The following is a 19,046-nucleotide window of genomic DNA, read 5'->3' as shown; positions in this document are numbered from 1 at the left end:
CGCGTCATTGCCTTGGTGCCGCAATCTGGTCGAGTAACTGCTGGAGCACCTGGTCGACCTCCAAGCCGTCGATGTCCAGCTCTGGTGCGATGCGTACCCGGTGACGCAGTACCGCCAGGGCGCAGCCCTTGATGTCATCGGGGGTGACGAATTCGCCACCGCGCAACAGCGCACGGGCACGGGCACCGCGTACCAGAGCGATGGAGGCCCTGGGGCCGGCACCGATGGCCAGCCCCGGCCAACTGCGCGTGGCACGGGCCAGGCGCACGGCATAGTCGAGCACCTGTTCATCCAGTGGCAGGTCACTGGCAATTTGCTGCATCGTTACTACGTCCTCGGCTTGCAGCACAGTACGCAACGGCTGTACCTCCAGCATGTCGGCCTTGGACGAGCGCGTCACTTCGCGGACCATATCCAGCTCTTGTAGAGCATCCGGGTAGTCCATTCGCACCTTGAGCATGAAGCGGTCCAGTTCGGCCTCGGGCAGTGGGTAGGTGCCTTCCTGTTCGATAGGGTTCTGGGTCGCCAGGACCATGAAGGGCTGGCCGATGGGCAACGCCTCGCCCTCCAGGGTCACTTGGCGTTCCTGCATGGCCTCCAGCAGCGCTGCCTGGGTCTTGGCGGGTGCACGGTTGATCTCGTCGGCCAGCAACAGGTGGGTGAACAACGGCCCCTTGCGCAGTTTGAACTGTTCGGTCTGCAGGTCGTAAACGGCGTGGCCGGTGACATCGCTGGGCATTAGGTCCGGGGTGAACTGGATGCGGGCGAAATCACCGCCAAAGCAGCGGGCCAGGGCCCGTACCAGCAAGGTCTTGCCCAGGCCAGGCACGCCTTCAAGCAGGACGTGGCCGCCTGCGATCAGGGCGGTGAGCACGTCGTCAATCACCGGGTCCTGGCCAATCACGGCCTTGCGCAATTCCACGCGCAGCGCCTGGGCCTGCTGGCTGGCCTGCTGAAGGTTTTCGGCGGTCAGGGCGGTGGCCAGTGGAGAGTCGCTCATAAGGCATTCCTGAGGGTTTGCAGGTGCGCCACCTGACGGCTGAAGTCGGCGCTGGAAAGCCGCTTCAGCGCAACGGGCTCAAGCGCCTGGCTGATGATGTGAGGGGGTTGTCGCGTAAGGTGTTCCAGCACTTGGCGTTGCTCTGACGCATCGAGGTGTTCGAACCCTGGATGGCGTCGCCGGGCTGCGCGCAGGATGTCGTGTCGCAAGGCTTGCAACAACGTGCCCTGGCCGCTGCGGCGCAATAGGAAGTCCGCGCTGGCCTGCAAGTGTTCCTGCAGCTGGCGACGTGCCTTGGGCGCCGGTGTCTGGATCGGGCCCTGGCGCATGCCTGCCTGCCACAGCCCCAAAGCAAGCAGCGCAACCAGGGCGACGAGGGCCTGGGGGAAATAACGGAGCAACAGAGTAAACAGATCGTCTGTGTCGCTGTTGAACAGCAGGGTGACGTCAGTGCCCTGGTTCAGGTACCACAGCAACCAGGCGTTATCATGGTTGCCGATATCTGTGGTTTTCCATAGGTCGCTGTCGGTGATCACCGTGACGCGACCTTGCCCCAGGTCGAGTTGCATCAGGTGGCTGGACTGGGCGCTGTTGGCGGAAAACTGCGCCAGGTGCTTGGGGTCGGTGAGGTTGAAGTAAGTGTCAAAACTAAAGTACGCCGGTGCGGTTTCGTTGTCGACATAGAGCTTGGTCAGATCCGGTTTGGTTTTTTTACGCGGTGGCACGGGTTCGTCGAAGGTGTCGCTCAAGGTTTGGCGGATAGTGAGGCGATCAAGCAGCAGGTCACCGCTTGTGCCGGCTTCTTCATCCCATAATGCCTCGGCGACCAAGAGCAGGTGGCCACCGGCTTTTGCCCAGCCCAGCAGTTGGTCGACCTGGCGTGGGGTCATGTGGCTGCGCTCTCCCAGCAACAACAGGCTATGGCCTTTGGCGGGCAGTTCGGCGAGTCGTTCAAGGCCCTTGGCGTGTGCCACGACCAAGCCGTGCTCGCGTAGAAAGTGCTCGGCGGCCAGATAGGGATTGGCGCGAGCCTCTGGCGACGGGCCCCGGTCAACCACTTCCTCGTAGGGAATTGCCTTGTGCCAGGCATATAAGCCGCCCGCACCCACCAGGCACGCCAACAACAGCGCTGTCCACAATAGCGCGCGATTCATTGGCCCGCTCCGTCACTGAAAAGAGCACGCCAGTCGCTGCACAGTTTTTGTTGGGCTGAAGAAGGCGGCAGACGGTGACCATAGGCCAGGTTTTGCCAGTGGCGTGTCAGTTCGTCGCTGAACGCCAGTAACTGCGGTTGTTGCAAATGATGAACACGCTCCAGTACCTGCCCCTCGGTATCGGCGCTTGTCAGTGGCAGGTCGAACTCGTGCAACAGCCGGCTGAGCAACCCGCGATACAGCAGGCCTAGGGCTTCCCGTGGATGGGTGGGCCATAGTTGTTCGGCGGTGCTGGCGATGTCTTCGGGCAATGTCTCGGTGCCCAGTTCCAGCCCGAACAACTGAGCGGGAACGGGCGAGGGAGCGGCCGTGCGAGTAGGCCCAAGGCGGCTGACGAACGTGCGCAACCATTCACGGTAACGCCAGCACACCAGGGCCAGGCCGCCAATCACAAGGCTCCAGAGCAGTATTTCCAAAGTTTTGGCGACGTATTTGAAGGTGTCGCTGTTAAGGTTGTCGAGCAGTGCCTGGAGCCAGCCAGGTAATTTGCCGTCGCCCGTGGCCTTGTTTTTAACCGGCGCTTTTTCTTCGCCAAACCGATAGCGTGTGACGGTTTCCGGGTTCTTGAAAGGTGGCTTTTCCAGCAACGCCTGGATGGATTGGCTGGCGGCCTGGGTGCTAAGTGGCTTATGGGCTGTGGTTTCATCTGCCATGGTCGGTGGGCTGATGTGTAGCAACGCCAGGCCAACCACCAGCAACAGCAGCGGTGCGACATTGCTCAGGCGCTGGCGCAGCCGACGGAATACCAGTTCCAGGTCCCAGGCCTCCAACACTGTGCGGCGGTTGAGGTACAGGCTGAAGCCACAGGCGACGTAGATGGGTTCCCAGAACACCAGGACCAGGGCATAGAAGGCATTGCTCAGGTGCTCAAGCCAAAGCACGTCCGAGGCTGACGCGAATATTAGCCGTTGCCAGTCCCAGTCCAGTTCAACCTGTTGCGGGATGAAGAGATAGAACAGGGTCATGCCGCCAAACCAGAGGCCGATTTCCATGTGCACACCGATGGTCGTCAGCCAGCGTGCGGCGCCAGCGTTACGTTGCAGCAACACTCCAAGGCGTCGTTGACGTGCGTCACCGTCCAGGCCTTCCAGTTGGCTGACGGGCAGGGTGAAGCTGCGGCTCATGCTCAGCCGCCGCCACGTCAGGCTTGCGAACAGTTGCCCCTTGAGCAATTGCGGCCACTGGCGAACGGCCTGTTTGAGGCTGGGGGGCTCACCAAACAGGGCCTTGGACAGAATGTACAGCGGCAAGCGGTCGAAGGCCGGCTTGAGCCACCAGAACAGGAACATGACCAAAGACGGGTAATTCCAGAGCAGCACCGTCAACAGGCTGAATACCGGCAAGCTTACGAGCGCCCAACTGCCCATCAGCAGGACACGGTGTTCCCTGGCCATCAGTACGCCCAGGTCCATGGCTTCCCAGGAAGTACGCGGGCGAATCACCACGCTGGCGTCAGTCAGGCGCATGGCGACTCCGCCCGGCCAGGGACAGGTAAGCGGCCACCAGCAGCCAGAGCGCGGCGCCTACTGCGTATTTGATCCAGGGCTCAATGCGAGTGGTTGAGGACCAGTAGGCTTCGATAAAGGCTGCGATCAACAGGAACACCATGACACCGCAAAGCATCCGTACGCTTTTGCGGGCGGCCAGGCGCAGGGCCTCGCTGCGTGCCAAGCGCCCGGGGACAACCAGTGACCAGCCCAGTTGCAAACCTGCGGCACCGGCCAGCGTGATGGCGCTCAACTCGAATGCGCCGTGACCAATGACAAACGACCAGAAGGTCTGGCCATAGCCAATGTCGGTAAGGTGCCCGGAGACTGCACCTATGACCAGGCCGTTGAAAATCAGGAAGAACACACTGCCCAGGCCGAACAACAGGCCGGCGGCAAAGGTCTGGAAGGCGATGCCGATGTTGTGCATCACGTAATAGCCAAACATCATCCAGTCTTCGCTGGCGGCCCGTTCGGCAGCACGGCCCAGACGGCTGGCGTCGGGGTTGTACATGCCCTGCATGTCGGCCACCTGCTGGGGGCTGATGATGCTGTAGATAAGATCGGGGAACAGGTACACCAGCAGGGCTATCCCCACCAGGCTGCCAAAGAACAGCAGGCCAGCGATCAGCACGAAGCGCCATTGTTCGCGTACCAGGTGCGGGAAGTCGGCGAGAAGAAACGCCAGTATGTTTGCCGTCAGTTGGCTGCGATGGCGATACAGTTGTTGATGGCCGCGCAGTGCCAGTTGTTGCAACGTGTCGACCAGGTAACTGCTATAGCCGCGTTGCTGAGCCAGGGCCAGATGTTGGCACAGGCGTCGATATTGATGCGGGAAGTCGGCAACATCGGCGGCCTTGGCTTTACCTTGCTCCAGTTGTGTCAACTGCTCGGCGAAGGTATGCCATTGGCGCTGGTGGCGGCTTTCAAAAAGGCTCTGCTTCATGTCGGCCCCAACAAACCACGGGCTACCCCGTTGAGTTGCTCCACGGCGCGCGGCGCAGACACCTGCAGGGGCTCTGCGAGGATGGCGGCCAGTTCATGCACCCGTTCGGCCGAGAGTTCGGCCTGGCGTTCGGCGAAACCGAAGATGGCCCTCTGTTCGCTCAACTCCAGTGCGAAGGGTAGGCGCAGGGCGGGCGCTTGAGGGATGCTTGGGCGTACCAGCGGCAATTCCCGGTAGACCACCAGCGTACCGGCGGCCAGGTCGCCGAGCCGCTTGAAGTGCGGATGTTGCAGGCAACTGATCGCGCCCAGGAAATAACCGAAGGGCAGCATGTCGACAAAACGCAGCAGGTTGCGGATCAGCGATGCCGACCAGCCAATGGGCGTGCCGTCATCTTGTACCACGCGCAGCCCCATGACCTGCTTGCCTGGCGAGCAGCCCTGGTTGAGCACTTCGAACAACACCATGTACCACCAGCTCACCAGGAACAGCAGCAGCGAACCCAGCCCGATCCCCACATTGCCGAGCAGCGCCAGCGGCACCAGCAGGATACCCATGATGATCCCGCGCACGCCCAGGTCGAATGCAAACGCCAATGCCCGGGAGGGCAGGCCAGCAGGGCGCAGGGGCAGGTCGATGCCCTCGGGCGTTTCTATCTGATAGTGGGTATCCAGAGGGGTTGATGGCATTGCGATCCTTGGCACTGCGAGGCGACTTGAGAGACACGGATGCTAGCAGTGTCGAGGATGGAAGCAACCACCCGAGGTTTTTCTGGATATTTATACAGTAAGGTATCGCTGGCCCCGGACGCCTTGCAGCGCCTAGACTTTGTCGGTCTTCAGCACAGGAATAGCCCGTGACCTCGATTTTCTGGTACGACTATGAAACCACCGGCATCAACCCGCGCAACGATCGCCCGCTCCAGGTAGCCGGTATCCGCACCGACCTTGAGCTCAATGAGGTCGGTGCGCCGATCAACCTTTATTGCCAGCCCAGCGACGATATCCTGCCTCATCCGGCAGCGTGTGCGATCACGGGTATTACGCCGAGTATCCTCGCTGAGAAGGGCCTTGCCGAAGCCGATTTCATGACTCGGGTGCACGCCGAATTGGCCGCGCCAGGTACCTGCGGCGCCGGCTACAACACCCTGCGATTCGACGATGAAATGACGCGCTACAGTCTGTACCGCAATTTTTTCGACCCCTATGCGCGCGAGTGGCAGGGCGGCAACAGTCGCTGGGACTTGATCGATGTGATGCGCACCGCCTACGCCCTGCGGCCGGAGGGCATCAACTGGCCCGAGCAGGAAGGGCGCGTGACCCTCAAGCTCGAACGCTTGACAGAGGCCAACGGCATAGACCACGGCCAGGCCCATGACGCGTTGTCGGATGTGCGTGCAACCATCGCCCTGGCGCGGTTGGTCCGGGAGAAACAACCGAAGTTATATGAATGGTTGTTTCAACTGCGCAGTAAACAACGGGTCATGGATCAGGTGCGGTTGCTGCAACCGATGGTGCATATCTCCGGGCGTTTCTCCGCCGAACGCCATTACCTGGGCGTGGTCTTGCCCCTGGCCTGGCACCCACGCAATCGCAATGCCTTGATAGTCTGTGACCTGGGGCTCGATCCGCAAGGGCTGTTGGACCTGGATGCGGCGACCCTGCGCCAGCGTCTTTACACGCGCCGCGATGAGCTGGCCGAAGGTGAGCTGCCGGTTCCGCTCAAGCTACTGCATATCAACCGCTGCCCGGTGGTTGCGCCGTTGAAGGTGCTGCGCCCGCAAGATCTTGAGCGCCTGCAACTGGATAAGGAGGCTTGCCTCGCGCGGGCGCTGCGACTAACTGACGCACAGGAAGTTTGGCGGGACAAGTTAGCGGCCATTTATGCCGAGGAAGACTTTGCGTCGAACGCGGACCCGGAGCAGCAGCTCTACGAGGGTTTTATTGGTGATCGTGACCGCCGTTTATGTGAGCAAGTTCGCATGGCAGAGCCCGCGCAATTAGCCCGTCAGCAGTGGCCGTTCGATGATCATCGTTTGCCGGAATTATTATTTCGCTACCGGGCGCGTAACTTTCCTGAAACCTTGAACAATGACGAGCAACAACGCTGGAAACTTTTCTGTCAGCAACGTTTGTCGGAGGCGCAGTGGGGGGCGCCGAATACCCTGTTGGCATTTAAGCAGGCGCGTGAGGAGTTGGCGGTTAGTGCTACATCGTTTCAGTGCCAGGTGCTGGCGCAATGGCAGGACTATGTGGATTCATTAGCGGCGCGCTTGAGTCTGTAAGCGCATAACTACAGAATATTCAGACAATAAAAAACGCCAGCAAGCTGGCGTTTTTCATGTGTGACGTATCGGGTGAACGTCCGACCGGGCTTAGCCCAGCAGGGTTGCCCAACCTTCAACTACGTCACCGCCCCACTTGGCTTTCCACTCTTTCAGAGTTTTGTGGTTGCCACCTTTGGTTTCAATCACTTCGCCGTTGTGTGGGTTTTTGTATTGCTTGACCTTGCGAGCACGCTTGGTGCCGGTAGTTTTCACAGCGCCGCGCGGTGCTTTAACTTTCGACTCTGGATCCAGCAGCGCGATGATGTCACGCAGGGATTTGGAGTATTCACCCATCAGGGTGCGCAATTTGCCTTCGAATTCCAGCTCGGTTTTCAGCTTGTCGTCTTCGGACAGGTTCTTCAAACGGGCTTGCAGCTCTTTGATAGCTTCTTCGGTGGCGCGGTATTCGTTGATCAGTGACATGTGGACTACCTTATGTAGAACGCTGAATGACAGGGTGAGTGGCCTAATAATAGTCAGGCAATTTCATCAAGTAAACATTTAAGACGTTATTCAGGTGAATGACATTGAATGTGTGTGAGAAAACCTGGCCGATGAGTTAATTAGTCAGCGTTAAGCGCAAAGATAATCGCGTTAATTTTTTGCTACTGACCTCAGCATGCCGTTGTACCGTCATATAGCGGTGGTAAAACCTTACACGATTAAGGGGGGGGCCACGGCCATGCCTCAAGATAAGGTGCAAGGGAATACTGCAGTTTTTCTGCGTAATCGCTAGAATAGCGGCCTTTGTGAAGTTCTGGAGTTTCCCCCTAATGCGCACTTTTCGGCTGGTGATTGCTTGCCCGGACCGGGTTGGCATCGTTGCCAAGGTCAGTAACTTTCTGGCTTCCCATAATGGCTGGATCACCGAGGCGAGCCATCACTCGGACGATCTCAGTGGTTGGTTTTTCATGCGTCACGAAATCCGTGCCGATACGCTGCCCTTTGGCCTGGAAGCATTCCGCGAGGCGTTTGCGCCGATTGCCGAAGAGTTTTCGATGACCTGGCACATCACCGATACAGAGCAGAAGAAACGCGTGGTGCTGATGGCCAGCCGCGAATCCCACTGCCTGGCAGACCTGCTGCACCGCTGGCACAGCGACGAACTCGATTGCGAGATTGCTTGCGTGATCTCCAACCACGATGACCTGCGCAGCATGGTCGAATGGCATGGCATCCCTTATTACCATGTGCCGGTCAACCCACAGGACAAGGAACCGGCATTTGCCGAGGTGTCGCGTCTGGTCAAGCAGCATGATGCAGATGTAGTGGTGCTGGCGCGCTACATGCAAATCCTGCCACCGGAACTGTGCCGCGAATACGCTGGCAAGGTGATCAACATCCACCACAGCTTCTTGCCGTCCTTTGTCGGTGCCAAGCCGTATCACCAGGCTTCCCTGCGTGGCGTGAAGCTGATTGGTGCAACCTGCCACTACGTGACCGAAGAGCTGGACGCCGGCCCGATCATCGAGCAGGACGTGGTGCGCGTCAGCCACAGCGACAGCATTGAAGACATGGTGCGCTTCGGCCGTGACGTCGAGAAGATGGTGCTGGCCCGTGGCTTGCGCTATCACTTGGAAGATCGCGTGTTGGTGCACGGCAACAAGACCGTGGTCTTCTGACCCAGCGATTTTGATTGAAAGACACCGGGGCCTGGAGGTAAAACTCTCCAGGCCCTTTTTTATTTCTGTTTCAGGAGATTCACATGAGCGACCCTCTGGATAAAGCCACCTCACGGGCGCCTGCTACCTTGGGCGAGGGCTGTTTGAGCCGTTACGACCCGGACGCGCTGGATGCCGAGGATGGTACTGATTTTCCAGGCGCGGCGCGTTTATGGGAGCAGACACAGGCGCAGGACCAGCCGCCTGCCGCCCCTGAAAAAGACGCTTGAGCAGCGGTTTGCCGACCATCAATAGAAACACTGGCGCACCGGCCAGCAAATAGAAGTAGTAGGTCACCGCGCGCCAGATCAGAATTGCCGCAGCCGCTGTGGATGTGCCCACCATGGGCGCCAGCAGTGCCGCTGACGTCAATTCCGCAGCGCCGGCCCCGCCTGGCGCCAGGCTGAACTGCCCCGCAGTCAAGGATAACATCTGGATCAGAAAGCTCCAGGCCCACTGTACCTCGCCCCCCAACCCGCGCAGCGCCAGGTACAGCACGCTGTAACGCAGCAGCCAATGCAGGCTGGTCAGCGCAAAGACCCCAAGCAAGGTGCTCCGGGGTAGTTTCAGGGTGGCGCTGAACGCCGCAAGAAAACGCAGCAACCGGCGTGCCCAGCGTCGGCGGCTGGTAGCGCCGACCTTCATGGCCTTGAGTGCCAAACCCGCCAGGCGAATCAGCCGCCGGTGAACATGCACCACGGCCCAGCCACTGATTACCCCACCCACCATCGACACGGCGCTAAGCCCCAGCAACCACTCCAGACGCGGGCTGAGGCTATGGAACAGCGCATACAGCAAGATCCCCACCAGTGCGCAGAGAAAAAACATCAGGTCGCTCAATTGGTCCATGGCGAACACCGCGCTGCCATGGGCGGGGCGGATACCATTGCGCGCCAGCAGGGCCATCAGGGTCAACGGCCCGCCGCTGCCGCCGGGAGTTGCACACATGGCGAATTCAGTGGATATCACCACGCCAAGGCTTTTGAGCGGCCCTAACTGGCCGCGATGCTCGCCAAGCAACAGGCGGATGCGCAGGCTGTTGATCAGCCAGCAGCCGATGATCATGGCGAACATCCCCAGTAACTGGGGCAACGGAAACTGGCGCAGGCGCGCAATGCTTTCGCCGCCGCCCAGCCACAATGGAATCACCAGCGCCACCAAGAGCGCCAACACTAACCAGATCAGTCGGCCCATGGCTGCGTCGCCAGCCAGGCGGCCTTGGTTTGGGGGACGCGCCCCGCGTTGAGCAGGCGTTGCAGGGTGTCTAGCCAATAATCGCGGGAAAACCTGTGGCGCATGTCCACCGGATGCAAACCCAGTCGGATCAGCGGGGCGGCCTGCCATCGCTGTTCACGGCGATCAGTGAGGATTTTGGACAATCCCCGGCGCCATGCACTGCGGGCGCTCCACACCAGGCCAGGGGCGTTGATAGGCGTGAAGTCCGGTAGGCGATAAAAATGTTGTGGGTCGCTGGTGTAGCTCAGCGGCAACTGGCGCAATGCCTGCCGGGTGCCATCGCTCATCAACCAGGCTGGCGCAACAAAGCCATGCAGCGGCCAGCCATTGCGCTGGAATACCTCAATGCCGGCGGTCAACCGCCGCAACGCCTCGGCTTCGGACAGCTGGTAAAACTCGCCTTCGTGGGTATAGATGCGTCGCATAAACCATTCTTTTGGCGTACGCGGCCGAGGTTGGTCGTCGCAATGGTAATAACCATGCAAGGTGAGTTCATCGCCCTTGGCGACACGGCTATCGAGCAGGCGCCGAAAATCGCGGTGGGCGGCCAGGTCGTCATGGTGATGGAAGTCCGGCACCACCAGCCAAGTGATGGGCACGTCGCCCAGTGCATCGACGGCCTCGACGAAGGGCCGGTAGTCGGCCCAGGTGTGCGGTGCCACGTCGTGCAGTACCAGCATCAGCGCGCGCTCAGCCATGGGCGAGCATCGGTTCATGGCTGCCCAGCACGGCGCAGTAATGCCCCAGCAGGCTGTCGACTACTGTGTCCCACGCATAATGCTGCTCGACATGGCGCCGAGCCTGAGCACCCAGGCGTCGGCTGTCGGTACTGAACAACTCGCGCACCGCATCGGCCATGGCCTTGGGGTTGTTTGGCGCACACAGCACGCCACAACGCTCGTCGATAATCTCGGTAAAGGCCCCGGCCGCCACGGCGACCACTGGAATACCGCAGGCCATGGCTTCCAGGATCACCAGGCCGAAGGTCTCCTGGTCGCCACCATGCAGTAAGGCGTCGGCGCTGGCCATCAGCCGAGCGACATGTTGGGCGGGCCGGAATCCGTCAATCACGGTGACATTGTCTGGCACGCTGGCCGGCATGCCGGAGCCCACCAACAGCAAGTGGTAGCCTTCCCCCAGGCGTTTCATGCAGTTGAGCAGCACCGGCAGGTTTTTCTCCTTGGAGCCGCGCCCGGCGAAGATCAGTAGTCGAGTGTCTTCGCCAATCCCCAGTTCGGCGCGCAGGCCGGGGTCACGTACCTCAGGGGTGAAGGTTTGCAGGTCTACACCCAGGGGTTGCACGAAGACATTTCTGACGCCAAGCCCGGTGAGCTTGTCGGCCATTACCTGGCTGGGGGCGAGCACTCGGTCGAAATTCCCATAGAGTTTGCGCACATAGGCTTCAACATTGGGGGTAAACCAAGGCCCCATGCGATTGCTCACCAGCAGTGGCAGGTCGGAGTGGTAAAAGCCGATGACCGGCACATCCAATTGGCGTCGGGCATCCAGTGCGGCCCAGGCGGTCAGGTAAGGGTCGCCAACTTCGATCAGGTCAGGCTGTAAATCGTGCAGGACATTTCGCCAAGGCGCCAAACGAAGGGGGAAGCGATAGCCTTTGCCGAAGGGCAGGGCGGGCGCCGGTACTTTGAAGATGCCGTCCTGCTCGCTCAAGTGTGCACCGGGTATCAACAGGCTGTGGCGAATGCCCGGCTTGAGCGCCAGACGCCGGTGCTTGGCGTCAAGGTAAGTGCGTACGCCACCGCTGGCCGGGGCGTAGAACATGGTTATGTCAGCGATATGCACGATGAACATCCCTCCGATCCATTGCTCTCCCTAGATGGACCTGAGGTAAGGATAGATGTTCGATTGGGATTGGTGTGTTATGCCGGTCTGTTAAACGCAGGTCCCCTGTGGGAGCGGGCTTGCTCGCGAAAGCGGTGAATCAGTCAGTACATCTTCAACTGATAGACTGCTTTCGCGAGCAAGCCCGCTCCCACATTGGATCGCATTGCGTTCGCTGTAATGGTCGGTATTGCCCCTCAGATCCGGAAGCTGCCCACCAATTGCTTCAAACGCGAGGCCTGTTGTTCCAGGTCCGAGCAGGCGCGCAAGGTCGATTGCAGGTTTTCCACCCCTTCCTGGTTGAGGGTGTTGATCTCGGTGATGTCCATATTGATCGACTCCACCACCGAGGTCTGTTCTTCAGTGGCGGTGGCGACCGACTGGTTCATACCGTCGATCTCGCCAATGCGCTGGGTCACGCTGTTCAGGCGCTCGCCGGCCAGGTTGGCGATTTCCACGCTGTCCAGGCTGTGGCGTTGGCTTTCGCTCATGGTAGTCACCGAGTCCCGGGCGCCCACCTGTAGCTCTTCGATCATCGTCTGCACCTGTTGCGCCGACTCCTGAGTGCGATGAGCGAGGTTGCGCACTTCATCGGCCACGACCGCAAAGCCACGCCCGGCTTCCCCGGCGCGCGCCGCTTCGATCGCCGCATTGAGCGCCAGCAGATTGGTTTGCTGGGAAATGCTGGTGATCACCTCAAGAATCTGGCCGATATTCACCGTTTTGCTGTTAAGTGCTTCGATATTGGTGCTTGAGGTGCTGATCATGCTGGATAACTGCGTCATCGCCTTGATATTGCGTTCAACCACCTGCTGGCCGTCTTCGGCCAAGTGCCTGGTATCGCTGGCCTGACTTGAGGCTTGGGCGGCGTTGCGTGCGATCTCCTGGGCCGCGGCCCCCAGTTGGTTGATGGCGGCGGCGACGCTGTTAGTGCGGTTGGCCTGTTCGTCGGAGTTGACCATCGACGAGTTGGAGGCGCTGACCACCCGCAGGGCCACTTCATTGACGTGCTCGGTGGCTGAAGACACTTCGCGAATCGAGGTATGAATGCGCTCGACGAAGCGGTTGAAAGCATTGCCCAGGGTGCCGAATTCATCATTGTTCTGGATGGTCAGGCGGCGGGTCAGGTCGCCTTCACCGTCGGCAATGTCCTGCATGGCTCGGGTCATCAGGTGCAAAGGTTGCAGCAAGACGCGGATGAGCATGCCGAGCAGGGCGATGATGATCACCACCGCGATGATCGTTGCGATCACCGCCGAGGTGCGAAACTCACTGAGCATGGCGAAAGACTTGTCTTTATCCACCGAAACGCCCAGGTACTAGTTTACCGAGGGCAGGCCCTTGATCGGTGTAAACGTCACGATATTGGTCTTGCCGTTGGCTTGCACTTCGCTGAAATCGCCGCTGATCTTCGGCGTGTCTTTTGGATAAACGTCCGCCAGGGTCTTCATCACCAGGGCTTTATCCGGGTGCACCAGCACTTTGCCGTCGGCGCTGACCAGGAACGCATAACCCATGCCGCCAAAATCCAGCGCGCCGATGTTGTCCACCAGGGTCTGCAGGCTCAGGTCGCCGCCGACTACGCCGATGCTCTGGCCACCCTTGGCGCTGGGCGTGGCGACAGAAATGATCAGTTGCCCGGTCGCCGCGTCGATATAGGGTTCGGTCAGGGTTGAACCGTTGCTGGCCTGGGCGCCCTTGTACCAGGGGCGAACACGCGGATCGAAGCCGTCGGGCATCTTGGTGTCAGGACGAATGGTGAAGGTGCCCTGGCTGTCACCGACGTAGGTGGCCATGAATGACGAGGTCAGCGCTTTCTGTTCCAGCAGGCTGGCGACCACGCTTTGTTCAGGGTTGATGGCGATGTTCTGTGCGGCGTTTTCCACCAGGGCGATACGCCCGGTGAGCCAAGTCTGGATGTTGCTGGCGGTGACGTCGCCCATCTCATGCAGGTAGTTATTGAGGTCGTCACGAATCGCGTTGCGCTGCAGGTAGTCGTTGTAGAGGGTAAACAACGCGAAAGCGGCGATGACGATAAGGGAGGCTGCAAGCAGGATCTTGTGGCTGAAGCGCAGATTTTTGTTCATGGCTTGAAGGGTCCGCTAAGGTCTTAATATCCGAGGCGCATCCTATGCGGGAGGCGCAAAATGGCAGCGTCAAAAAAGGTGTGGTATTTCTGGTGATAGCTCCGTTGGTCCATATCGGAATTATCTGACCGTTTTTTAGTCTTTGTCGGGCTTACATCCGTCTATATCGACCTCGCGGCACTAAAGATTAACCATAGGTGACGAAATGCCTGACTCCACACAACTGCTTATCGGTGCTGGCCTTGACGGCCTGCCCATCGCCCAGTCCATGCGCCTGGCCAACCGTCATGGGTTGATCGCTGGCGCCACGGGCACCGGCAAGACCGTCACCTTGCAGCGCCTGGCGGAAGCCTTCAGTGATGCGGGTGTGGCGGTGTTCGCTGCCGACATCAAAGGCGACCTCTGCGGCCTGGGCGCCGCCGCCAACCCCCAGGGCAAAGTGGCCGAGCGCATCGCCGGTATGCCCTTCCTTAATTACACGGCCCAGGCGTACCCGGTCACCCTGTGGGATATCCACGGCCAATCCGGTCATCCGTTGCGCACCACCATCAGTGAAATGGGCCCGCTCTTGCTCGGCAGCCTGTTGGAGCTCACCGACAGCCAGCAATCGGCGCTCTATGCGGCGTTCAAAGTGGCCGACCGCGAAGGCCTGTTGCTGCTGGACCTCAAGGACCTCAAGGCACTGCTCAATCACCTGCGCTATCACCCGGAGCTACTGGGCGAAGACGCCGCCTTGATGACCACCGGTTCCAGCCAGGCCTTGTTGCGGCGTCTGGCAGTGCTGGAGCAGCAGGGCGCCGAAGCCCTGTTTGGCGAGCCGGCCCTGCAATTGGAGGATATTTTGCAGCCCGCCAGTGATGGGCGTGGGCGCATCCACCTGCTGGACGCCAGCCGCTTGGTGCATGAAGCGCCGAAGGTCTACGCGACCTTCCTGTTGTGGCTGCTGGCAGAGTTGTTCGAACAATTGCCGGAACGCGGCGATGCCGACAAACCGTTGCTGGCGTTGTTTTTCGACGAGGCGCACTTGTTGTTCGCCGATACGCCAAAAGCCTTGCAGGAGCGCCTGGAGCAGGTAGTGCGCCTGATCCGTTCCAAAGGCGTCGGCGTGTATTTCGTCACCCAATCGCCGGGCGACTTGCCGGATACGGTGCTGGCGCAACTGGGCCTGCGCATCCAGCACGGTTTGCGCGCGTTCACTGCCAAAGAACAGAAGTCCCTGCGAGCGGTGGCGGACGGTTTTCGTCCCAACCCGACATTCGATACCTTGTCGGTGCTTACAGAGTTGGGCACTGGTGAGGCCTTGGTGGGAACCTTGCAGGAAAAGGGCACGCCGGAAGTCGTCCAGCGCGTACTGGTTGCTCCTCCGCAATCGCGGATCGGGCCGCTCACCGAAGCCGAACGTAAAGCGTTGGTTGCCAGCTCGCCGCTGTTGGGGCGCTATGACAAGCCGGTGGATCGTGAGTCTGCCTATGAAGTGCTGATGGCCCGCAAGGAGCTTGGGCCTGCCGAGCAGGCTGCTCCGGCCGCCGAAGAGCCGAGCTTTACCGACAGGGCCGGTGCCTTCCTGGGGACCACGGCGGGCAAGGCGTTGAAGTCAGCCATGCAGCAGGCCGCCAATCAGATGGGGCGCCAGTTGGTGCGTGGTCTGCTGGGTTCGTTATTGGGCGGCAGCAAACGCAAATAACGTTTCAGGCTTTGGGCCGGGCATGGGCGGCCAGCCGTTCCAGGGCGGCGCGCAAGCCCGGGTCGTTGATCCCTTCGGCGGTGGCCTGAAGGGTTTCGGCGGCCGTTTCCGACAGGTCCAGGGTATGCCCCACTGCGCCTTGCGGCACGGTGGGTGGCTGTACCTTGAACTGAATGCGCGTCAAGCCGGCGAATTCTTCAAACGCCATCAACTGGCGCTGCAAGCGTTTTTGCTGATAACGCAAGCGCGTGGCCCAATGACCATCGGTGACAATTAATAGCAGATTGCCTTCTCGCCAGGACGCCACATGACAGTGCTCACGTGCGGCAGGTTGCAGCTGGCTTTCCAGCAGGCGTTGCAAATGGCCCAGGCGTTTGGCATGGCCAAAGATGGCTTTCAACGGCTTGGCTTCGCGAAGCAACACGCCGGGCGCGCGGGCTGTAAGAGGGCGAAATGCCATGTTTAGACACCTTAGGTAACAGAGCGGTTATCTTAACAGAAAGCGCCGGTACACCCCGCGGCCGTGCCTCGGCTGGGCTTTGCCCATGAAATCAATAAGTAACTTCTGCGCTCCATGGGTTGAAGTTCGCGCAAAAGCCCTTATTTTAAACAGGCCCTCTCACAGCGCCGTGCCTGCCTCGGGGAACAACGCCACTTTCCTCACCCACGATTCCGGGTAGAATGCGCGTTCGCAATGCGGCCGTGAGGGCTGCTCGGGCCACTCACGGTGCGCCCTCCATCCCTATGTGTGGAAGAACCTGCCGATATGTTTGCGCCTTTGTTAAAGAAACTTTTTGGAAGCAAGAATGAGCGCGAAGTCAAACGCATGCTCAAGACGGTGCAGCTGGTCAATGCCTTCGAAGAGCAGATGGTTGCTCTGTCGGACGAGCAATTGCGCGCCAAGACCCAAGAGTTCAAGGCCCGCATAGCCAAAGGTGAAACCCTCGACAAGCTGCTGCCCGAAGCCTTTGCGGTCGCCCGTGAAGCCGGTAAGCGCGTCATGGGCATGCGCCACTTCGACGTCCAGTTGATCGGCGGCATGACCTTGCATGAAGGCATGATTGCCGAAATGCGCACCGGTGAAGGCAAGACCCTGGTGGCAACCCTGGGCGTTTACCTCAACGCACTGTCCGGCAAGGGCGTGCACGTTGTGACGGTGAACGACTACCTGGCTCGCCGGGACGCCAACTGGATGCGCCCGCTGTATGAATTCCTCGGCCTGACCGTCGGCGTGGTAACGCCGTTCCAGCCGCCGGAAGAGAAGCGCGCCGCGTACGCCTGCGACATCACCTACGGTACCAACAACGAATTCGGTTTCGACTACCTGCGCGACAACATGGCGTTCAGCATGGATGAAAAATTCCAGCGTGAACTCAACTTTGCCGTGATCGACGAAGTCGACTCCATCCTCATCGACGAAGCCCGTACCCCGCTGATCATCTCCGGCCAGGCCGAAGACAGCTCGCGCCTGTACACCGAGATCAACAAGTTGATCCCGCGTCTTGAGCAGCACATCGAGGAAGTGGAAGGCGTGGTGACCAAAGAAGGTCACTTCACCATCGACGAGAAGACCCGCCAGGTCGAACTCAACGAAGCCGGTCACCAGTTTGTCGAAGAGATGCTGACCCAGATCGGCGAATTGGCCGAAGGTGAAAGCCTGTACTCGGCGCACAACCTGGGCCTGTTGACCCACGTGTACGCTGGCCTGCGCGCCCACAAGCTGTTCCACCGCAACGTCGAGTACATCGTGCAGGACGGCCAGGTCGTGCTGGTTGACGAGCACACCGGTCGTACCATGCCCGGTCGTCGTCTGTCCGAAGGCCTGCACCAGGCCATCGAAGCCAAGGAACACCTCAACATCCAAGCCGAAAGCCAGACGTTGGCGTCCACCACTTTCCAGAACTACTTCCGTCTGTACAACAAGCTGTCCGGCATGACCGGTACGGCCGACACCGAAGCGTTCGAATTCCACCAGATCTACAACCTGGCCGTGATGGTCATCCCGCCGAACAAGCCGTTGGCGCGTAAAGACTACAACGACCTGGTGTTCCTGACCGCCGAAGAGAAATACGCGGCGATCATCAATGACATCAAGGATGGCATGGCCAAGGGCCGTCCGATCCTGGTGGGTACCGCCACCATCGAGACCTCCGAGCACGTGTCCAACCTGCTCAACAAGGAAGGTATCGAGCACAAGGTACTGAACGCCAAGTTCCACGAAAAAGAAGCCGAGATCATCGCCCAGGCCGGTCGCCCAGGCGCATTGACCATCGCCACCAACATGGCCGGTCGTGGTACCGACATCCTGCTGGGCGGCAACTGGGAAGTGGAAGTGGCCTCGCTCGACAACCCGACGCCTGAGCAGATCGCCCAGATCAAGGCCGACTGGCAGAAGCGTCACCAGGCTGTGCTGGAATCCGGTGGCTTGCAGGTGATCGCGTCCGAGCGTCACGAATCGCGCCGTATCGACAACCAGCTGCGTGGCCGTGCCGGTCGCCAGGGTGACGCCGGTTCCAGCCGTTTCTACCTGTCGCTGGAAGACAGCCTGATGCGTATCTTCGCGTCGGACCGGGTGAAGAACTTCATGAAAGCCCTGGGCATGCAGTCCGGTGAGGCGATCGAGCACCGCATGGTGACCAACGCCATCGAGAAGGCCCAGCGCAAAGTAGAAGGCCGTAACTTCGACATTCGTAAGCAACTGCTTGAGTTCGACGACGTCAACAACGAACAGCGTAAAGTGATTTATCACATGCGTAACACGTTGCTGGCCGCCGACAACATTGGCGAGACCATCGCTGATTTCCGTCAGGACGTGCTCAACGCCACTGTCAGCGCCCACATCCCGCCACAGTCCCTGCCTGAGCAGTGGGATGTTGCCGGCCTGGAAGCGGCATTGAAGAGCGACTTCGGTGTGGACTTGCCGGTTCAGCAATGGCTGGACGAAGACGATCACCTGTACGAAGAAACCCTGCGCGAAAAACTGATGGCCGAGCTGCTGGCGGCGTACAACGAGAAAGAAGAGCAAGCGAGTGCCGAAGCACTGCGCACCTTCGAAAAACAGATCGTATTGCGCGTGCTGGATGACCTGTGGAAAGACCACCTGTCGACCATGGACCACCTGCGTCACGGTATCCACCTGCGTGGCTACGCCCAGAAGAACCCGAAGCAGGAGTACAAGCGCGAGTCGTTCACGCTGTTCTCCGAATTGCTGGATTCGATCAAGCGCGATTCGATCCGCGTGCTGTCCCACGTTCAAGTGCGTCGCGAAGACCCGATCGAGGAAGAAGCACGCCTGCGTCAGGAAGCCGAAGCACTGGCGGCGCGCATGCAGTTCCAGCACGACGAAGCGCCGGGCCTGGATGAGCCTGAAGCATTGGGTGAAGAGGTCGATGTGGCCCTGGCCCAGACCCCGGTTCGCAATGACCAGAAGCTGGGCCGCAACGAGCTGTGCTACTGCGGTTCGGGCAAGAAATTCAAACACTGCCACGGCCAGATCGAATAAGATTTTCGCCTGACGCTGCAACACCCCGCGCCGCGACCGGCCTTTGCCGTCGCGGCGTTTT

General features: G+C 60.0%; 16 protein-coding genes. 4 read left to right on the top strand and 12 right to left on the bottom strand.

The genetic code is table 11. From position 1 onward, the window contains the following. Positions 1 to 4: 4 nt before the first annotated feature. From JMV15_RS19940 to JMV15_RS19920, 5 genes are read right to left on the bottom strand one after another with little or no spacing between them, the layout of a single operon-like run. Positions 5 to 1,000 carry an AAA family ATPase gene (locus JMV15_RS19940; protein WP_032902736.1) on the bottom strand — a complete coding sequence of 332 codons (996 nt, stop codon included), beginning with the start codon at positions 998 to 1,000 and terminating at the stop codon, positions 5 to 7. Next, positions 997 to 2,154: a DUF4350 domain-containing protein gene (locus tag JMV15_RS19935; RefSeq protein ID WP_201491878.1), complete on the bottom strand. Its 1,158-nt coding sequence runs from the start codon at positions 2,152 to 2,154 to the stop codon at positions 997 to 999. Before JMV15_RS19935 ends, JMV15_RS19940 begins: the two co-directional genes overlap by 4 nt. Beyond that, positions 2,151 to 3,680: a DUF4129 domain-containing protein gene (locus JMV15_RS19930; protein WP_032902737.1), complete on the bottom strand. Its 1,530-nt coding sequence runs from the start codon at positions 3,678 to 3,680 to the stop codon at positions 2,151 to 2,153. Before JMV15_RS19930 ends, JMV15_RS19935 begins: the two co-directional genes overlap by 4 nt. After that, positions 3,667 to 4,647 (bottom strand): stage II sporulation protein M, encoded by a 981-nt coding sequence (locus JMV15_RS19925; protein ID WP_201491877.1) that lies wholly within the window; start codon positions 4,645 to 4,647, stop codon positions 3,667 to 3,669. The genes JMV15_RS19930 and JMV15_RS19925 overlap by 14 nt, the downstream gene beginning before the upstream one ends. Further along, positions 4,644 to 5,336, bottom strand: coding sequence for an RDD family protein (locus JMV15_RS19920; RefSeq protein WP_201491876.1), 693 nt, complete (start codon positions 5,334 to 5,336; stop codon positions 4,644 to 4,646). The genes JMV15_RS19925 and JMV15_RS19920 overlap by 4 nt, the downstream gene beginning before the upstream one ends. A gap of 167 nt (positions 5,337 to 5,503) precedes the next feature. On the opposite strand from JMV15_RS19920, the gene sbcB reads away from it, so the two are divergent. After that, entirely contained in the window at positions 5,504 to 6,931 is a 1,428-nt protein-coding gene (gene sbcB / locus JMV15_RS19915) for an exodeoxyribonuclease I (RefSeq protein WP_019821233.1), read from the top strand. A 90-nt stretch (positions 6,932 to 7,021) separates the two neighbouring features. Here sbcB and mvaT read toward each other — a convergent pair whose 3' ends face one another. After that, positions 7,022 to 7,396, bottom strand: coding sequence for a histone-like nucleoid-structuring protein MvaT (mvaT, locus tag JMV15_RS19910; RefSeq protein WP_019821235.1), 375 nt, complete (start codon positions 7,394 to 7,396; stop codon positions 7,022 to 7,024). Between the two features lie 350 nt (positions 7,397 to 7,746). Here mvaT and purU point away from each other — a divergent pair, with 350 nt between their 5' ends. After that, positions 7,747 to 8,595 carry a formyltetrahydrofolate deformylase gene (gene purU / locus JMV15_RS19905; protein ID WP_019821236.1) on the top strand — a complete coding sequence of 283 codons (849 nt, stop codon included), beginning with the start codon at positions 7,747 to 7,749 and terminating at the stop codon, positions 8,593 to 8,595. A gap of 123 nt (positions 8,596 to 8,718) precedes the next feature. On the opposite strand, the gene JMV15_RS19900 is transcribed toward purU, so the two are convergent. The 5 genes from JMV15_RS19900 to JMV15_RS28765 all read right to left on the bottom strand — a co-directional run bounded on the left by JMV15_RS19900 (position 8,719) and on the right by JMV15_RS28765 (position 13,799). Further along, positions 8,719 to 9,828 carry a lysylphosphatidylglycerol synthase transmembrane domain-containing protein gene (locus JMV15_RS19900; RefSeq protein ID WP_201491875.1) on the bottom strand — a complete coding sequence of 370 codons (1,110 nt, stop codon included), beginning with the start codon at positions 9,826 to 9,828 and terminating at the stop codon, positions 8,719 to 8,721. Beyond that, the gene (locus tag JMV15_RS19895) at positions 9,816 to 10,568 is read right to left on the bottom strand and encodes a DUF2334 domain-containing protein (protein WP_014719731.1); all 753 of its coding nucleotides are present in this window, start codon (positions 10,566 to 10,568) and stop codon (positions 9,816 to 9,818) included. The genes JMV15_RS19900 and JMV15_RS19895 overlap by 13 nt, the downstream gene beginning before the upstream one ends. Beyond that, a complete protein-coding gene (locus JMV15_RS19890) occupies positions 10,561 to 11,682 on the bottom strand; it encodes a glycosyltransferase family 4 protein (protein WP_014719730.1) in 1,122 nt (373 codons plus the stop codon). The genes JMV15_RS19895 and JMV15_RS19890 overlap by 8 nt, the downstream gene beginning before the upstream one ends. Before the next feature lie 227 nt (positions 11,683 to 11,909). Continuing rightward, the gene (locus JMV15_RS28770; protein WP_408003999.1) at positions 11,910 to 12,917 is read right to left on the bottom strand and encodes a methyl-accepting chemotaxis protein; all 1,008 of its coding nucleotides are present in this window, start codon (positions 12,915 to 12,917) and stop codon (positions 11,910 to 11,912) included. Between the two features lie 114 nt (positions 12,918 to 13,031). Continuing rightward, positions 13,032 to 13,799: a cache domain-containing protein gene (locus tag JMV15_RS28765; RefSeq protein ID WP_408003997.1), complete on the bottom strand. Its 768-nt coding sequence runs from the start codon at positions 13,797 to 13,799 to the stop codon at positions 13,032 to 13,034. A gap of 205 nt (positions 13,800 to 14,004) precedes the next feature. Between JMV15_RS28765 and JMV15_RS19880 the strand changes: the two genes are divergently transcribed. Continuing rightward, a complete protein-coding gene (locus JMV15_RS19880; RefSeq protein WP_014719728.1) occupies positions 14,005 to 15,483 on the top strand; it encodes a helicase HerA-like domain-containing protein in 1,479 nt (492 codons plus the stop codon). A gap of 4 nt (positions 15,484 to 15,487) precedes the next feature. Here the strand turns inward: JMV15_RS19880 and JMV15_RS19875 are convergent, their stop codons facing one another. Continuing rightward, entirely contained in the window at positions 15,488 to 15,943 is a 456-nt protein-coding gene (locus JMV15_RS19875; RefSeq protein WP_019821244.1) for a DUF721 domain-containing protein, read from the bottom strand. Positions 15,944 to 16,249: 306 nt separating this feature from the next. On the opposite strand from JMV15_RS19875, the gene secA reads away from it, so the two are divergent. Continuing rightward, positions 16,250 to 18,985, top strand: coding sequence for a preprotein translocase subunit SecA (gene secA, locus JMV15_RS19870; RefSeq protein WP_014719726.1), 2,736 nt, complete (start codon positions 16,250 to 16,252; stop codon positions 18,983 to 18,985). Positions 18,986 to 19,046 lie beyond the last annotated feature (61 nt).

Source organism: Pseudomonas paracarnis (assembly GCF_904063055.1).
GTDB classification, from domain to species: Bacteria; Pseudomonadota; Gammaproteobacteria; order Pseudomonadales; family Pseudomonadaceae; genus Aquipseudomonas; species Aquipseudomonas paracarnis.
This window is presented reverse-complemented; position numbering and strand designations above follow the sequence as displayed.

Excerpts from the sequence above, each read along its gene's own strand:
- mvaT (WP_019821235.1), bottom strand. The coding sequence starts at position 7,396 with ATGTCACTGATCAACGAATACCGCGCCACCGAAGAAGCTATCAAAGAG.
- JMV15_RS19940 (WP_032902736.1), bottom strand. The coding sequence starts at position 1,000 with ATGAGCGACTCTCCACTGGCCACCGCCCTGACCGCCGAAAACCTTCAG.
- JMV15_RS19895 (WP_014719731.1), bottom strand. The coding sequence starts at position 10,568 with ATGGCTGAGCGCGCGCTGATGCTGGTACTGCACGACGTGGCACCGCAC.
- JMV15_RS19925 (WP_201491877.1), bottom strand. The coding sequence starts at position 4,647 with ATGAAGCAGAGCCTTTTTGAAAGCCGCCACCAGCGCCAATGGCATACC.
- JMV15_RS19930 (WP_032902737.1), bottom strand. The coding sequence starts at position 3,680 with ATGCGCCTGACTGACGCCAGCGTGGTGATTCGCCCGCGTACTTCCTGG.
- JMV15_RS28770 (WP_408003999.1), bottom strand. The coding sequence starts at position 12,917 with ATGCTCATCCGCGTCTTGCTGCAACCTTTGCACCTGATGACCCGAGCC.
- purU (WP_019821236.1), top strand. The coding sequence starts at position 7,747 with ATGCGCACTTTTCGGCTGGTGATTGCTTGCCCGGACCGGGTTGGCATC.
- JMV15_RS19900 (WP_201491875.1), bottom strand. The coding sequence starts at position 9,828 with ATGGGCCGACTGATCTGGTTAGTGTTGGCGCTCTTGGTGGCGCTGGTG.
- JMV15_RS19920 (WP_201491876.1), bottom strand. The coding sequence starts at position 5,336 with ATGCCATCAACCCCTCTGGATACCCACTATCAGATAGAAACGCCCGAG.
- JMV15_RS19935 (WP_201491878.1), bottom strand. The coding sequence starts at position 2,154 with ATGAATCGCGCGCTATTGTGGACAGCGCTGTTGTTGGCGTGCCTGGTG.
- JMV15_RS19890 (WP_014719730.1), bottom strand. The coding sequence starts at position 11,682 with ATGTTCATCGTGCATATCGCTGACATAACCATGTTCTACGCCCCGGCC.
- secA (WP_014719726.1), top strand. The coding sequence starts at position 16,250 with ATGTTTGCGCCTTTGTTAAAGAAACTTTTTGGAAGCAAGAATGAGCGC.
- JMV15_RS19880 (WP_014719728.1), top strand. The coding sequence starts at position 14,005 with ATGCCTGACTCCACACAACTGCTTATCGGTGCTGGCCTTGACGGCCTG.
- JMV15_RS19875 (WP_019821244.1), bottom strand. The coding sequence starts at position 15,943 with ATGGCATTTCGCCCTCTTACAGCCCGCGCGCCCGGCGTGTTGCTTCGC.
- JMV15_RS28765 (WP_408003997.1), bottom strand. The coding sequence starts at position 13,799 with ATGAACAAAAATCTGCGCTTCAGCCACAAGATCCTGCTTGCAGCCTCC.